This window comes from Chloracidobacterium thermophilum B (genome assembly GCF_000226295.1).
GTDB lineage: Bacteria > Acidobacteriota > Blastocatellia > Chloracidobacteriales > Chloracidobacteriaceae > Chloracidobacterium > Chloracidobacterium thermophilum.
The window spans coordinates 1,968,651-1,981,993 of the sequence record NC_016024.1 but is presented as its reverse complement, the minus strand read 5'-3'; the positions used below and the strand labels follow the sequence as shown (position 1 = coordinate 1,981,993).

The 13,343-nt window shown below is 62.1% G+C and carries 16 protein-coding genes and 1 tRNA gene; 14 read left to right on the top strand and 3 right to left on the bottom strand.

The features are described from left to right. Positions 1-127 precede the first annotated feature (127 nt). Positions 128-1,156 carry an NAD(P)H-dependent glycerol-3-phosphate dehydrogenase gene (locus CABTHER_RS08120; RefSeq protein WP_014100138.1) on the top strand — a complete coding sequence of 343 codons (1,029 nt, stop codon included), beginning with the start codon at positions 128-130 and terminating at the stop codon, positions 1,154-1,156. 225 nt (positions 1,157-1,381) lie between these two features. Beyond that, the gene (gene adhP, locus CABTHER_RS08115; protein WP_014100137.1) at positions 1,382-2,428 is read left to right on the top strand and encodes an alcohol dehydrogenase AdhP; all 1,047 of its coding nucleotides are present in this window, start codon (positions 1,382-1,384) and stop codon (positions 2,426-2,428) included. Between the two features lie 9 nt (positions 2,429-2,437). Here the strand turns inward: adhP and CABTHER_RS08110 are convergent, their stop codons facing one another. Together CABTHER_RS08110 and CABTHER_RS15805 are read right to left on the bottom strand one after the other, a co-directional pair. After that, the gene (locus CABTHER_RS08110; protein ID WP_014100136.1) at positions 2,438-4,387 is read right to left on the bottom strand and encodes an ABC transporter ATP-binding protein; all 1,950 of its coding nucleotides are present in this window, start codon (positions 4,385-4,387) and stop codon (positions 2,438-2,440) included. A gap of 27 nt (positions 4,388-4,414) precedes the next feature. After that, positions 4,415-5,281, bottom strand: a complete 867-nt coding sequence (locus CABTHER_RS15805; protein ID WP_014100135.1) for a prolipoprotein diacylglyceryl transferase — start codon at positions 5,279-5,281, stop codon at positions 4,415-4,417. Positions 5,282-5,437: 156 nt separating this feature from the next. On the opposite strand from CABTHER_RS15805, the gene CABTHER_RS17440 reads away from it, so the two are divergent. From CABTHER_RS17440 to purS, 12 genes are all read left to right on the top strand, one after another. Further along, positions 5,438-5,617 (top strand): MerR family transcriptional regulator, encoded by a 180-nt coding sequence (locus CABTHER_RS17440; protein ID WP_041569161.1) that lies wholly within the window; start codon positions 5,438-5,440, stop codon positions 5,615-5,617. Then, complete coding sequence (locus tag CABTHER_RS08095; RefSeq protein ID WP_014100134.1) at positions 5,556-6,053, top strand: IS607 family transposase; 498 nt, start codon at positions 5,556-5,558, stop codon at positions 6,051-6,053. Before CABTHER_RS17440 ends, CABTHER_RS08095 begins: the two co-directional genes overlap by 62 nt. Beyond that, positions 6,047-6,406 (top strand): helix-turn-helix domain-containing protein, encoded by a 360-nt coding sequence (locus CABTHER_RS17895; RefSeq protein WP_014100133.1) that lies wholly within the window; start codon positions 6,047-6,049, stop codon positions 6,404-6,406. The genes CABTHER_RS08095 and CABTHER_RS17895 overlap by 7 nt, the downstream gene beginning before the upstream one ends. After that, on the top strand, positions 6,407-7,279 hold the full coding sequence (locus tag CABTHER_RS08090; protein WP_014100132.1) for an RNA-guided endonuclease InsQ/TnpB family protein: 873 nt from the start codon (positions 6,407-6,409) through the stop codon (positions 7,277-7,279). A gap of 75 nt (positions 7,280-7,354) precedes the next feature. Further along, positions 7,355-8,293 (top strand): 4-(cytidine 5'-diphospho)-2-C-methyl-D-erythritol kinase, encoded by a 939-nt coding sequence (gene ispE / locus CABTHER_RS08085; protein ID WP_014100131.1) that lies wholly within the window; start codon positions 7,355-7,357, stop codon positions 8,291-8,293. Between the two features lie 17 nt (positions 8,294-8,310). Next, positions 8,311-8,384: transfer RNA gene (locus tag CABTHER_RS08080), tRNA-Gln, on the top strand. Between the two features lie 99 nt (positions 8,385-8,483). Then, positions 8,484-9,413 carry a ribose-phosphate diphosphokinase gene (locus tag CABTHER_RS08075; RefSeq protein ID WP_014100130.1) on the top strand — a complete coding sequence of 310 codons (930 nt, stop codon included), beginning with the start codon at positions 8,484-8,486 and terminating at the stop codon, positions 9,411-9,413. An 80-nt stretch (positions 9,414-9,493) separates the two neighbouring features. Further along, positions 9,494-10,111, top strand: coding sequence for a 50S ribosomal protein L25 (locus CABTHER_RS08070; RefSeq protein ID WP_014100129.1), 618 nt, complete (start codon positions 9,494-9,496; stop codon positions 10,109-10,111). A gap of 7 nt (positions 10,112-10,118) precedes the next feature. Further along, the gene (gene pth / locus CABTHER_RS08065; protein WP_014100128.1) at positions 10,119-10,682 is read left to right on the top strand and encodes an aminoacyl-tRNA hydrolase; all 564 of its coding nucleotides are present in this window, start codon (positions 10,119-10,121) and stop codon (positions 10,680-10,682) included. A 113-nt stretch (positions 10,683-10,795) separates the two neighbouring features. Continuing rightward, the gene (rpsF, locus tag CABTHER_RS08060) at positions 10,796-11,218 is read left to right on the top strand and encodes a 30S ribosomal protein S6 (protein WP_148263987.1); all 423 of its coding nucleotides are present in this window, start codon (positions 10,796-10,798) and stop codon (positions 11,216-11,218) included. A gap of 29 nt (positions 11,219-11,247) precedes the next feature. Next, entirely contained in the window at positions 11,248-11,781 is a 534-nt protein-coding gene (gene rplI / locus CABTHER_RS08055) for a 50S ribosomal protein L9 (RefSeq protein WP_228374044.1), read from the top strand. A 25-nt stretch (positions 11,782-11,806) separates the two neighbouring features. After that, positions 11,807-12,049, top strand: a complete 243-nt coding sequence (gene purS, locus CABTHER_RS08050; RefSeq protein WP_014100125.1) for a phosphoribosylformylglycinamidine synthase subunit PurS — start codon at positions 11,807-11,809, stop codon at positions 12,047-12,049. Positions 12,050-12,080: 31 nt separating this feature from the next. Here the strand turns inward: purS and CABTHER_RS08045 are convergent, their stop codons facing one another. Continuing rightward, positions 12,081-13,319, bottom strand: coding sequence for a competence/damage-inducible protein A (locus CABTHER_RS08045; protein ID WP_014100124.1), 1,239 nt, complete (start codon positions 13,317-13,319; stop codon positions 12,081-12,083). Positions 13,320-13,343 lie beyond the last annotated feature (24 nt).

Sequence of the window (13,343 nt, the reverse complement as noted above, 5' to 3'; positions counted from 1 at the left end):
CGAGCCTGACTCTGCCAGCAAGTCAGTGGAACTTACCAACCGGATTGTCCGGCCGGATGGGTCTCGACTATCGTAACCCGAATCAGGGCTGTCCTGTGGAAAGCTTTTCCCGCCAACGGATGTATCTATGTATCCTGCCCAGCGAATTGCCGTGATTGGCGCCGGAAGTTGGGGAACGGCGCTGGCTTTGGTCGCGGCCGCGCGTCCGGCCTCCGATGGCACGCCCCGTACCGTCACCCTCTGGGGGCATCGCCCGGAACACATCGCCACCCTCTGTGCCACCCGTGAAAACCAGCCCTACCTGCCGGGCTTTCGGTTGCCGGAAAACATCCTCCCCACAGCCGAGCTGGCGGCAGCTCTCGATGGCGCCCAGATTGTCCTGCTCGTCGTGCCATCGCACGTCACACGCAGCGTCCTGATGGCCATGCGCCCCCACATCACACCCACCATGGTATTTGTCAGTGCCACCAAGGGCATCGAGACGGACACCCTGATGCGCATGTCGGAAGTGGCTTTCGATGTCTGGCATGACCTTTTCGAGCCGCGCTACGTCACCCTTTCCGGCCCCAACTTTGCCTACGAGGTGGCGAAGGGCGATCCGACGGCGACCGTCGTCGCGGCTTTTGCGCCCCGCTGGGGGGAGTATGTCCAGAGCGAACTCAGTACGCCCAACTTCCGCCTGTACTACAACCAGGACATCACCGGCGTCGAGATTGCCGGCGCGTCAAAGAACGTCATTGCCATGGCGGCCGGCGTCATGGTGGGGCTGGGTTTCGGCCACAACACCGTCGTCACGCTCATCACCCGCGGACTGGCGGAAATAACGCGCCTAGCCGTGGCGCTTGGCGCGCGGGTCGAGACGCTGTCCGGCCTGGCCGGAGTCGGCGATCTCTTTCTGACAGCAACCGGCGCGCTTTCCCGCAACCGGTACGTTGGCGTCGAACTCGGCCGGGGACGCCACCTCGATGACATCCTCGCCGGTATGACCAATGTGGCCGAAGGCGTCAAAACCACGAAAGCCATCCATGCCCTGGCGCAGAAGCATCGGGTAGATATGCCCATGACACGCGGCATGTATCAGGTGCTGTACGAAGGCCGCAGCGTCCAGGACGCCATGGCCGAAATCATGGGGCGTCCGCTGCGGCGCGAGTACTGACCAGCCCAAAAAATCATTCCAAAAGCAAAATCCGGTTTGCCAAGGTGCGTCATTTCGGCTAGTGTATTGAACATCACACTTCTGCGCCCCCCAACTTTACTTCCCAAAACAACGCTCGTTCCCTTACGGATGCGCCATCAGCCAGGCAGAGTCCTTCGGTGACCGGTTTGGCCACAGGTGTGTCAGGAGTGGGTGTTGAGTTTCGGTACATGGAGGTTTTGACGCATGCTGCCAAACAAAATGCGTGCTGCTGTGGTTCACGAGTTTGGAAAGCCCCTGGCTATTGAAGAAATGGATGTGCCCCGTCCAGGGCCCGGACAAGTGCTGATCAAGGTCGTCACTAGCGGAGTCTGTCACACGGATTTGCACGCCGCCGATGGCGACTGGCCCATCAAGCCAAAACTTCCCCTGGTGCCTGGTCACGAAGGGGCTGGCTATGTGGCGGCTGTTGGCGATCAGGTGACTTCCGTCAAGGAAGGCGACCGGGTGGGTGTGCCCTGGCTGCACGACGCCTGCGGGCTGTGTGACTACTGCCTGACCGGCTGGGAGACGCTGTGCGAGCACCAGCACAACACAGGGTACTCCGTGGACGGCGGCTTTGCTGAATATGTCCTGGCACCAGCGGCCTATGTCGGACACATCCCGGACAATCTTGATTTCGCTACGGCATCACCGGTGTTGTGCGCCGGGGTGACGACCTACAAGGCCATCAAGGAAACCCAGGCGCGTCCGGGTGAATGGCTGGTCGTCATCGGCGTGGGCGGCCTTGGACACATGGCGGTGCAGTATGCCAAGGCCATGGGGCTGCACGTCGGGGCGGTGGATATTGCCTCCGACAAGCTCGAACTGGCCCGGCAGCTTGGTGCTGAAGTGACGGTCAACGCCAAAGAAGAAGACCCGGTGGCAGCTATCAAGCGTCAGACCGGTGGTGGAGCACATGGTGTTGTCGTTGCTGCTGTCTCAGCCGCCATTTTCCGTCAGGCTGTTGGTATGCTCCGGCGCGGCGGGACATGTTCGATGGTCGGGCTACCACCGGGGGATTTTCCTCTGCCGATTTTTGACGTGGTGCTCAACCGCCTGACCATACGCGGCTCAATTGTCGGAACGCGCAAGGATTTGCAGGAAAGCCTGCAATTCGCCGCCGAGGGGAAGGTCAAGCCAAACATCGAACTCCAGCCGCTGGAGCAGGTCAATAACGTGTTCGAGCGGATGAAGCATGGTCAAATCAACGGGCGGGTGGTGCTCAACGTTGGTCTCAACGGAACGGCCTGACCAATTGCCCTACCGCAGAGCGGCCCGGGTGGATTCCAATACCGGCGTTTCCGGTAGCCCGGCTTCCTGCAGAATCCACTCGGGCACATCGCGGAACTGAAGTTTGTAGAGCTTTTTGTATATCCCCTCGCGCGCCAGCAGTTCCTTGTGCGTGCCTTCTTCCACGATGCGCCCATGCGCCATGACGACAATGCGCGTGGCCCGCTGGACCGTGGACAGCCGGTGGGCAATGACAAAGGTCGTACGCCCTTCCATCAGGACATCGAGGGCCGCCTGAACGTAGTGTTCCGACTCCGAATCCAGGGAACTCGTCGCCTCGTCGAGGATGAGAATCCGTGGGTCCTTGAGCAGCGCCCGCGCAATGGCAATCCGTTGCCGCTGTCCGCCGGAAAGCTTGACCCCGCGCTCACCGACAATGGTCTGATACCCCTGGGGAAACGCCGTGATGAACTCGTGGGCATGCGCAGCGCGGGCGACACGCTCCACGTCCTCCGGCGTCGCATCCAGCTTGCCATAGGTGATGTTGTCATACACCGTCCCGCTGAAGAGCGTCGTTTCCTGGGGGACGACGCCAATGTTGGCGCGCAGGTCGGCAAGTTTCCACTGCCGTACGTCAAGGCCGTCCACACGGATGCTGCCGGAGGTAAGGTCATAAAACCGGGGGATGAGCGCAATCAGGGTGGATTTGCCAGCCCCGCTTGGCCCCACCAGCGCGATGACTTCACCGGGACGGGCCGTGATGCTGATGCCATCCAGAGCTGGTTCCGTCCGTCCGGGGTAAGTGAAACGAGCTTCGCTGATTTCAACCAGTCCCCGGACTTCCGGCACGGAACGGGCATCGGGGGCGTCGCTAATCACAGGTTTGGTGTCAAAGAGTTCGACGACGCGCCGCGACGCGCCAATGGTCTGATTGAACTCGCCGTAGTATTCGGCGAGCGTTCCCAGCGCCCCACCAACCCAGGCGGCGTAAAACAAAAACTGGATGAGTTGCTCGGCGGTGAGCTTGCCTTCCAGAACCTGATTGCCGCTGTACCAGAGCAGCCCGACAAAACCGCCGAACAGCACAAACACAATTGCCGCATTGAACAGTCCACGGGCCAGGGCGCGACCCAGGGCCTCGTGGAGCGAGCGGGTGATATGTGATTCGTAGCGGTTGACTTCATAAGGCTCACGGGTGAAGGACTGCACCGTGCGGATACCGGCAATGGTTTCTTCGAGAATGGCCGTGGCCTCGGCCAGGGCATCCTGGACGCGCGTGCTGCGCCGCCGGATGCTGCGCCCAAAGAAGGCGAAACTCACCACGAGCACCGGAATAAGCGCAAGCAGCAGGCTGGCCAGACGCCAGTCAATCCAGAACAGAAATGCCGTTCCCCCGGTGAACACGATGACCTGCCGCAGGGCTTCCGCCAGGCTCAGCGTGACGCTGTTCTGAATGGCCGTGACATCCGAAGCAATCCGGGAGGTGAGTTCGCCGGTGCGCCGGTTGGCGAAAAACGTGATGTCCAGCGAAAGCAGATGCCGGTAGAGGTCCCGGCGCACGTCGGCGACCAGCTTTTCCCCCACGTAGTTGAGCAGATAGGTGCGGCCAAAACTCAGGACGGACTGCACCACCAGAATGCCTGTCAGCAGGGCCAACACCGGATCGAGCGGCGAGAGGCGGTAGCCGGGAAACAACGCCGTCAGCCAGCCTGAAACAAGATTCAGCAGCGGTGCGAGCGCCGAGGGTTTGTCGGGTGAAAAGATCGAACCAAACAGCGTGCCGACAAACAGCGGGTAGATGAGCGCCAGGCTGCCTGCCCCAAGAAGACAGAAGAACGCCAGGGCAAAGTAGGGCAGATAGGGCGCGCCATACTTCGCCATGAGCCGGGCGGTGTCTCTGGCCGCCGCCTTTTTGTCGAATTTTTCCTTTTGTGGGGCAGAAACGAGTGGTGCGGTCGAAGCCGCGCGTGCCGTGGACATGACAAATGTTTGGATACCGACGGTGACTCAGGATTCGGGGGGAAGCAAGGACGGTGACGACGGCGGTGAAGCTGGCGGAAGCGATGACGGCACGGCAGCCGCGTCAGCATCGGTGGCCGTTGCTGCCTGCCGCCGCCGGACCAGCCAGGCCCCGACGGCAAAGGCAGCGCAGCCCAGGGCAATGGCCTGCGAAGTGGAAAACGGCCCGATAGCGCCACGCGGATCGTCACGCCAGATTTCAATCACGAACCGGATGACAGCATAGCCAAACAGGTACGCCAGGATGATCTGCCCGCGAAACCGCCGCCGGTGGAAAAGCCAGCCCAGCGCCAGGCAGAGGCCGAGTGTGGCCACGCTCTCGTAGAGTTGGGTCGGATGGAGGGGGATACCGTAGGGCACGCCGGTCAGTTCATGCCCGCGTTCAGAGAAGCGCACCCCACACCAGGCGGTGGTAGGCCGTCCCCAGCAGCAGCCGGCGGCAAAACATCCCAGGCGGCCGAAGAACTGCCCCAGGGCAATGCCGGGCGCACAGGCGTCCGCCACCCGCCACCAGTCAAGTCCGCGCCACCGGACAAGCAACAGACTGGCCGCAATTGCCGCCAGCAGTCCGCCGTAGAAGACCCCGCCGGAGCGCAGCACATCGAGCGAGAAGATGGCCCGCCAGTCCCTGTGAAAGCTCTCCCATTCGACCACGACGAGCAGCACCCGCGACCCGACCAGCGAGGCGATGAGCGCATACAGCACGATGTCCAGCACCTCACCACGGGGCAGACCATCGGCAACGGCAAACCGTCCGGCCAGCCACATGCCGCTGAGAAAGCCAATGGCGAGCAACACGCCGTAGGTGTTGATGATGAAGCCTGTGCCGGGAATCTCGAACAGTTCGGGAAACATGCCCTGCTCCTTACGGTGGACGATTATCCCGGAAAAGGCGGGAGAACGCCAACCATCGGAAGCGCCACGGGCCGGCGTTCCGTCCGGGCTTTTACTGCTGACGCAGTAGTTGCACATTTATGCTTATTTATCTACAATTTGCATCTGTCACGCCGGATGGTCAGTATCCACAAAGCGGCCGAGTTGCTGGGTGTTTCAGCTCAGACCCTGCGACGCTGGGAACGCGAAGGGCGGCTTTTGCCCGACGAACGCACGCCGGGTGGGCGCCGGCGGTATGACCCGGCTGTGTCCCGCGTCGTTCCGCGGCCGGGAAACGGCGCGGCGCACCATCGCTGACGCCCGTGTTTCCAGTCATGACCAGAAAGACGGTCTGGAGCGGCAAAAGCAGGTTCCTGAACTGTACTGCACCCAACCGGGCTGGACGTTCGGGATCATTGCCGACCTTGGCTCCGGCATGAACGACCACAAGAAAGGACTGAGGCGTTGGCTGGAGTCCATCCTGGCCGGAGAAGCCGGGCGGCTGGTCATCACGCACCAGGACCGGCGGCTTTGTTTTGGCACCGGACTGGTGTTTGCCATTGGCGAGGCCAAAAACGTTGAAGTGGTGATGCTCAACCAGGGTGAGGACACGACGTTTGAGGAAGACCTGGCGAAGGACGTTCTGGAGATCAGCACCGTCTTCAGCACCCGGCTTTATGGCAGCCGGTCACACCGGAACCGGAAACTTATTGACGGCGTGAAGCAGGCCGTCGCCGAGGCACAGATATGTTGACGGCTCATCGGATTGCGCTTGATCCGAACAACCGGCAGTCCACCTGGCTGGCCCGTGCGGCCGGCACGGCGCGCTTTGCCTGGAACTGGGCGCTGGACGAGTGGCAACGGCAGTATGCGGCATGGAAGGCTGACAACCGCCGGCCCAGGCCGTCTGAGGCGGCCCTGCGCCGCCAACTCAACGCCATCAAGCGCGAACAGTTCCCCTGGATGCTGGAGGTCACCAAGTGCGCCCCGCAGATGGCGATTATGCAGTTGGGGCGGGCGTTCGGGAATTTCTTTGCCGGTCGCGCCCGGTATCCGAAGTTTCGCAGGAAGGGCGTGGATGATCGTTTCACGCTCAGCAATGACTAGGTGAAAGTCAGCGGCTCACACATTCGCATTCCGAAGTTGGGCTGGGTGCGGATGCGCGAGCCATTGCGCTTTTCCGGCAAGATCATGTCAGCCACGGTCTCCCGCACCGCCGACCGCTGGTTTGTCAGCATCACCGTTGACACCGACGATCCGCCCAGACGCCCCGCCGAGAACCAAGGCGTGGTGGGGGTGGATGTGGGTGTGGCGGCGCTGGCGACGCTCTCGACGGGAGAGACCATTCCCGGCCCCAAACCACACACCGCTCTGCTCAAACGCCTGCGCCGGCTGTCGCGAAGCCTGTCCAGAAAGCAGAAGGGGTCACGCAACCGCGCCAGGGCCCGCCGGAAGCTGGCACGGCTGCACGCGCGGACAGCCAACATCCGGCAGGATGCCCTGCACAAGCTCACCAGCAAGCTCACCAGCGAGCTTACGCGCCGGTTTCATACCATTGTCATTGAGGACCTGAATGTGCGTGGCATGCTGGCCAACCGGCGACTGGCCCGCTCCATTGCCGACATGGGGTGGGGTGAGTTCCGGCGGCAACTGGAGTACAAGGCGGCAAGGCGTGGCGGGCTGGTGGTGGCCGCCGACCGCTTCTTTGCCAGCAGCCGGACGTGTTCGGCTTGCGGACACCAACTGGAGGTGTTGCCGCTGTCAGTGCGCCGGTGGAGATGCCGGGCCTGTGGCATCCTGCACGACCGGGATGTGAATGCGGCGCGGAATTTGTTGGCGTATGGTCTGGCCGTCCTGAACGGCTCTACGGCGAGTTCCGCCGGATGTCAAGCCTGTGGAGAGGAAGGCTCTGGCGGCGGCCGCAAGGCGGTTGTGAAACCGGCCTCAACGAAGCAGGAAGTCAGCTTTGTTCCTGCTTGAGCAGGAATGAGTAAGTCTGACAGAACGGCTTGTCGTTTCCGGCCGGTTTCGCCAAGCTACGGAAACGAGTGCCGGATGCGGCCGGTTGACCGGGCCGGTTCAGACGGCCCACGGATGCCCATGCCCGTTGTGTTTCCATCCTTTGCCAAGATCAACCTGTCGCTGGAAGTCATCGGCCGGCGGCCCGACGGCTATCACGAACTGCGAACGGTCTTTCAGACGATTGACCTCTGCGATTGGCTGGAAATTGACATCACGGACGAGCCGGCCATCTCGCTGACCTGCGATGAACCGACACTGGCCTGCGACGAGCGGAATCTGGTCGTGCGGGCGGCCCGGGGGCTTCAGGCGGCGACGGGGGTGAGGCAGGGAGCACGCCTGCACCTGCGGAAGCGCATCCCCATGCAGGCTGGATTGGGCGGCGGAAGCAGCAATGCGGCTGTGACGCTTCTGGCGCTGCAACGCCTGTGGGGCGTTGCCCTTCCGGTGGCGGCGTGCCAGCGTGCGGCCGCCGCGTTGGGCGCGGACGTGCCCTTTTTTCTGACCGGCGGCACCGCACTCGGCCTGGGCCGCGGGGATGACATTACCCCCCTGCCGGAGGTTCACCTGCCGGTTATTGTGGTCGTCAATCCGGGACTGGCGATTCCGACCGGCCTGGTGTTTCAGCGTCTGAACGCAGGGTTGACAGACGCAGAGACCGTCCGTAAACTGGCGGCTTGCTTACCAAGCCGGGTGGATTGGTTGGCAACTGGAAATGACCTCGAAGCGACCGTTTTTGACGCTTTCCCTCTGGTACGGGAAGTGCGCGACCGGTTGTTCGCCCTTGGCGCTCAGGTGGCCCGCATGTCAGGCAGCGGCAGCACGGTGTTCGGTCTCTTCGGGGATGCACAGGCCGGGGAGGCGGCGCGGCAGGCTTGTCTGAACGCCGGATGGCAGGCGTGGCTGGTATCCTCGGTGAGCCGTGAAGTTTATGCGGAGCGCCTGAAGGGCACGATGACCGGACTGGCGTGGTGAACTGATGTCGAGTTTGCTGGCAGATCGTCCAATGGTAGGACAAGCGCCTTTGGAGCGCTGAATCAAGGTTCGAGTCCTTGTCTGCCAGCCACTTTTGTGATGCATCACCGGCGACGCCTTGCCTGGAAAACCGCAGGGCGTCGCATTTGTTCGTCCGTGGGGGGATGAGGTCAGCAACACCATGAGCGGGATGCGCGTGTTCTGTGGCAACGCCAATCGTCCCCTGGCGGAGGAAATCTGTCGCTACCTTGGTATTCAGCTCGGCGACGCCAACACCACCCGTTTCAGCGACGGCGAGTTCAACTACCAGATCAACGAAAACGTCCGGGGGGCCGATGTCTTCATCGTTCAACCGACCTGCCCGCCAGTGGACAGCCACGTCGTTGAACTGCTCATCATGCTGGATGCCTTCCGGCGATCCTCGGCAGAACGCATCACGGCGGTCATCCCCTACTTTGGCTATGCCCGCAAGGACCGGAAAGACCGCCCACGGGTGCCGATTTCAGCCAAAGTCATGGCCAACATCATCACCACTGCCGGGGCGACGCGGGTGTTGACCATGGACCTGCACGCCGGGCAGATTCAGGGCTTTTTCGACATTCCGGTGGATCACCTCTACGCTGCGCCGGTGCTGCTGGATTACTTTGCCAAGAAAAAGCTGGAAAACCTCGTTGTTGTGGCGCCGGATGCCGGCGGCGTCGAGCGCGCCCGGGCCTACGCCAAGCGGCTGGACGCCGACCTGGCCCTGGCCGACAAGCGGCGCGACAAAGAGCGGGCCAACACCGTCGAGGTGATGAACATCGTGGGACAGGTCGAAGGCCGGCCCGCCCTCATTGTGGATGACATGGTGGATACGGCCGGGTCACTGACGCAGGTTGCTCAGGCCATTGCCGACAAGGGGGCAACAGCCGTCTATGCCTGCTGTACCCATGCCGTGCTTTCCGGCCCGGCATTGGAGCGGATTGCCGACTCTCCGATTGAAGAACTTGTGGTGACGAACACCATTCCGCATCCGAACCTGGCCTTGTCCAGGATTCGGGTGTTGAGTGTGGCAGGATTGCTGGCGGAAGCCATCCGTTCGATCCACACCGCCACGTCGGTCAGTCGGCTTTTTGTGTAGGTTGTTTTCGTTCTGTTGGTGATTGGGTTTCGTCGGCGGAGCAAGACAGGATTCAGAGCAGAGAAGAAAGGTAAGTCGTCATGATTGCTGACACCGTGATTGAAGTGAAGGCGCGGCAGAAGCTTGGTTCCAACGAAGCGCGGCGCTGTCGCCGGGCCGGGGCCATTCCGGTCAATGTCTATGGGCGCAAACGTCCGTCATTCCATGGTCTGGTGGACCGCAAAGCGTTTGCAGCGTTCGTGCGCAAGGGGGTAAGTCGGGCTACGGTGTTCAACATCAGCCTGCCGGAAGAAGGTCTCGTGCCGGTCATCATCCGGGAAGTGCAAACGCACCCGGTACGCGGTTCCATCGAGCACCTGGACTTTTTGCGCGTGGCCATGGATGAGCCGGTCAAAACGGCTGTTCCGCTGCGTTTGCAGGGCGAGCCGCTGGGGGTCAAGCAGGGAGCGGTGTTGCAGCGTGGGGTGCGTACGCTTACCGTCAAATGTCTGACGGCACAACTGCCCAAGGAGATCGTCGTGGACATCGCCGACCTGAAGATCGGCGGGCGCATCTATGCGCAGGATGTGAAACTGCCCGAAGGTGTCCAGTTGCTCTCGCCACCAACCCAGCTCATTGTTTCGCTGGTTGGCACGCGCGCTTCTGCTGAAGCCGTGGCTGCGGCCGCAGGTGAAGCGCCGAAGAAGGGCAAGAAGTAGTCCCGCTGTGAAGTGTGTCGTGGGACTTGGCAATCCCGGCGCAACCTATGCCCTGACGCGCCACAACATCGGCTTTCTGGTAGTGGATGCACTGGCGGAACGTGCCGGCCGGCCCATCAAGCTGGCGGAGTGCGAAGCCCTGACCGGTCGCATCACCTTGGGAACCGAAGTTGTCCTGCTCGCCAAGCCGCAGACCTTCATGAATGCTTCGGGACAGGCGGTGGCGTTGCTGTGCGCCAAGTATGACTGTAACCCACAGCACGACCTGCTGGCCGTTGTGGACGACGTGGCCCTGCCTTTTGGCCGCCTGCGCTTGCGCGCCAAAGGAAGCGCCGGTGGTCACAACGGTTTGAAGTCCTTGAATGCAAAGCTCAAGACCGAGCACTATGCCCGCCTTCGGGTGGGCATCGGCCCGGCGCACCCCGTCGGGAACCTGGCGGATTTCGTCCTCAGCCGTTTTTCGGCGGCGGAACAGTCAGAGTTGCCAGCCTTGACGGCGCGTGCTGCCGATGCCGTCGAAGCTTGGGTGTGCCATGGCATCGAGCTGGCGATGGCGCGGTTCAATGCCTGATCTCCGGGGGACAACCCCTGCCTGGCGTTCCGGTAACGCCACTATTCCCTTGCTTCCCTCAATCGGGAGTGGAGGCGTCAGTCGTGAGACTGAGTCCGAAAGGAGCATAACGAGTGAATACCAAGTGTGATCGTCTGTATGAAGTAATGTTTGTCGTTGATCCTGACCTGCCTGAAGAGGAAATGGACAGCATGGTGGCATCCCTTTCCACGCAAATCAGCAGCCAGGGCGGGGTCGTCAACAAGGTTGAAAAGATCGGCCGGCAGCGGCTGGCTTACGTGATCCGCAAGGGAAGTCGCAAGTTTCAGGAAGGCTTTTATATTCTGCTCCACGTCGGCGGGACGGGGCGGGAAATTGCCGAAATCGAGCGTCGGTTGCGGGTACTCGATCCGGTCATCCGTTTTCTGACCGTGCGCGTGGATGAAGACCTCAAACGCGCTCAGAAAATCAAGGCGCGCCGGGAACGGCGGATGGCAATACGGGCCGCGCGTCAGGCGGCGAACAACACAGGCGCTGAGCCAGAGGAAGAGGAATAGTCCTTCAGACGAAAGGTAAGGTGAAGACCATGGCGATGATGGAACTGCTGTTGAAGGAAAATGTCGAACACCTGGGCATCCGGGGCGACATCGTGAAGGTCCGCGCCGGCTATGGGCGCAACTATCTGATTCCCAAAGGGCTGGCGCTCATGGCGACCCGTGCCAACATCAAGCTCATCGAGCGCGAGCGGCAGCGTCTGATCAAGCTGGCCGAAGCCGAACTCGCCGCCGCCCGCTCGCTGAGCGAGAAGCTCGCCGCCCTGACGCTGACGTTCCCGCGCAAGGCCGGCGAGAAAGGAACGCTCTACGGTTCGGTGACTTCGATGGACATTGCCGAGGCACTGGCGGCCCAGCAGCTCGAAGTCGAGCGGCGGCAAATTGTTCTCAAGGAACCCATCAAGGCGCTTGGGGAATATGAAGTGCCGGTCAAGCTGCACCGCGATGTGACCGTGGCGCTCAAGGTCGTCGTGGTCTCCGACGCGCCGGCGGCAGCGTCCCCCGCCACACCGGTTGCCAACCCTACGGATACACCTGCTCCGGCCACAACGCCGGCAGCGGAGTAGCCCTGCCCGGCACCGCCAGAAACTCATGAAAGCCACCGTGCACGTGACCCTCAAGCCGGGGGTACTTGACCCGCAGGGGCAAACCATTCAGCGCGCCAGTGAGTCCCTTGGCTTCACCCGCATTCGGGATGTTCGGCAGGGCAAGTTCTTCGAGGTCGAGCTGGCCGACGGCGATGACACCGAAGCGGCCCGCGCCGAACTGGAACGGTTTGCCCGTGAGATGCTGGCCAACCCGGTTATTGAAGACTACCGGATAGAGTTTCCGTAAGCCTGAGCTGTCCGGGGAGCCAGTGAGGGCCTTACAGCAGAAAAGTCCGCCGGACCAGATCAAGCGCCACCTGCGAAGCCAGGTGGCGGATGCGGTCGCGGTCGCCGGGCAGGATGAACTTCCGGTGCGTCACGATGAAGTCGCCGGCGACGCCGACATAGACCAACCCGACCGGCTTTTCATCCGTCCCGCCATCGGGGCCGGCAATGCCCGTAATCCCAACGCCAATCGTCGTTCCGGCGCGCGCCTTGATGCCAGTTGCCATGGCTTCGGCGACTTCGGCGCTGACCGCGCCGTGTTCGGCAATGAGTTCGGCCGGAACACCCAGCAGGCGGGTTTTGGCCTCGTTGGTGTAGGCAATGACGCCTTCCAAAAAATACTTCGAGCTGCCCGGCACATCGGTAAGGCGCTTGGACAGCAGCCCTCCCGTACAGCTTTCAGCCGTGGCAATCGTGTAGCCCTTCAGCGTCAACCGCAGCCCGACAATTTGCTCCAGCGTCTCACCACGGTGTGAGAACACATTGACGCCAAGCACCTCCTCAACTTGCCCGACGACCTCATCGAGCAGCGCCTCGGCTTCGGCATCCGAGGGTGCGCTGGCAGTAAAATGCAGTTCGACTTCGGTGTTGTTGAACAGGATCGTCGTGGTGGGGTTGGTGTAGCGCGTATAAATCGGGGCAATCAGGTCATCCACTTGAGACTCGCCCATGCCGGCCACCCGTAGCGTCCGGGTGCGGAGGCGCGCGCTGCCGGCCAGGGGCGTCAGTTTGGGGCGAACGTACGCCGTAAACATCGGCCGCATTTCGCGTGGCGGTCCGGGCAGCAGGATGAGCAGCCGGTCGCCTTCCGCAATCACGATGCCCGGCGCCGTGCCGTATTCGTTGCGGAGCGCCTCAGCATCGCGCGGCACAAGCGCCTGTCGTTCGTTGTTAGGGGCCATCTTCAGTCCACGGCTTTCAAACTGATGCCGGATGCGGTCGAGAAGCTCCGGCTGAAGCACAAGCGGCCGCTGCGTCACACGCGCCACGACCTTCCGCGTGATGTCATCCTCGGTCGGCCCCAGTCCGCCGGTGGTGATGACAACCGGCGAGTTGCGGAGGGCATCCCGGAGCGTTTCTTCCAGAAACAACTCGTCGTCGCCGACGACCGTCTTGCGGCGGACGGCAATGCCCAGGGCGTTGAGTTCGGCAGTCAACCACAGGGAGTTGGTGTCGCTACGGAAAGGCGTGAGCAGTTCCGAGCCAATGGCAATGATTTCGGCATGAGACATGGCACGTATGAGCGGGAGGGGCGG

Coding starts and splice junctions, on each gene's coding strand:
- CABTHER_RS08120 (WP_014100138.1), top strand. CDS start 128: ATGTATCCTGCCCAGCGAATTGCCGTGATTGGCGCCGGAAGTTGGGGA.
- adhP (WP_014100137.1), top strand. CDS start 1,382: ATGCTGCCAAACAAAATGCGTGCTGCTGTGGTTCACGAGTTTGGAAAG.
- CABTHER_RS08110 (WP_014100136.1), bottom strand. CDS start 4,387: ATGTCCACGGCACGCGCGGCTTCGACCGCACCACTCGTTTCTGCCCCA.
- CABTHER_RS15805 (WP_014100135.1), bottom strand. CDS start 5,281: ATGTTTCCCGAACTGTTCGAGATTCCCGGCACAGGCTTCATCATCAAC.
- CABTHER_RS17440 (WP_041569161.1), top strand. CDS start 5,438: ATGGTCAGTATCCACAAAGCGGCCGAGTTGCTGGGTGTTTCAGCTCAG.
- CABTHER_RS08095 (WP_014100134.1), top strand. CDS start 5,556: ATGACCCGGCTGTGTCCCGCGTCGTTCCGCGGCCGGGAAACGGCGCGG.
- CABTHER_RS17895 (WP_014100133.1), top strand. CDS start 6,047: ATGTTGACGGCTCATCGGATTGCGCTTGATCCGAACAACCGGCAGTCC.
- ispE (WP_014100131.1), top strand. CDS start 7,355: ATGCGGCCGGTTGACCGGGCCGGTTCAGACGGCCCACGGATGCCCATG.
- CABTHER_RS08075 (WP_014100130.1), top strand. CDS start 8,484: ATGCGCGTGTTCTGTGGCAACGCCAATCGTCCCCTGGCGGAGGAAATC.
- CABTHER_RS08070 (WP_014100129.1), top strand. CDS start 9,494: ATGATTGCTGACACCGTGATTGAAGTGAAGGCGCGGCAGAAGCTTGGT.
- rplI (WP_228374044.1), top strand. CDS start 11,248: ATGGCGATGATGGAACTGCTGTTGAAGGAAAATGTCGAACACCTGGGC.
- purS (WP_014100125.1), top strand. CDS start 11,807: ATGAAAGCCACCGTGCACGTGACCCTCAAGCCGGGGGTACTTGACCCG.
- CABTHER_RS08045 (WP_014100124.1), bottom strand. CDS start 13,319: ATGTCTCATGCCGAAATCATTGCCATTGGCTCGGAACTGCTCACGCCT.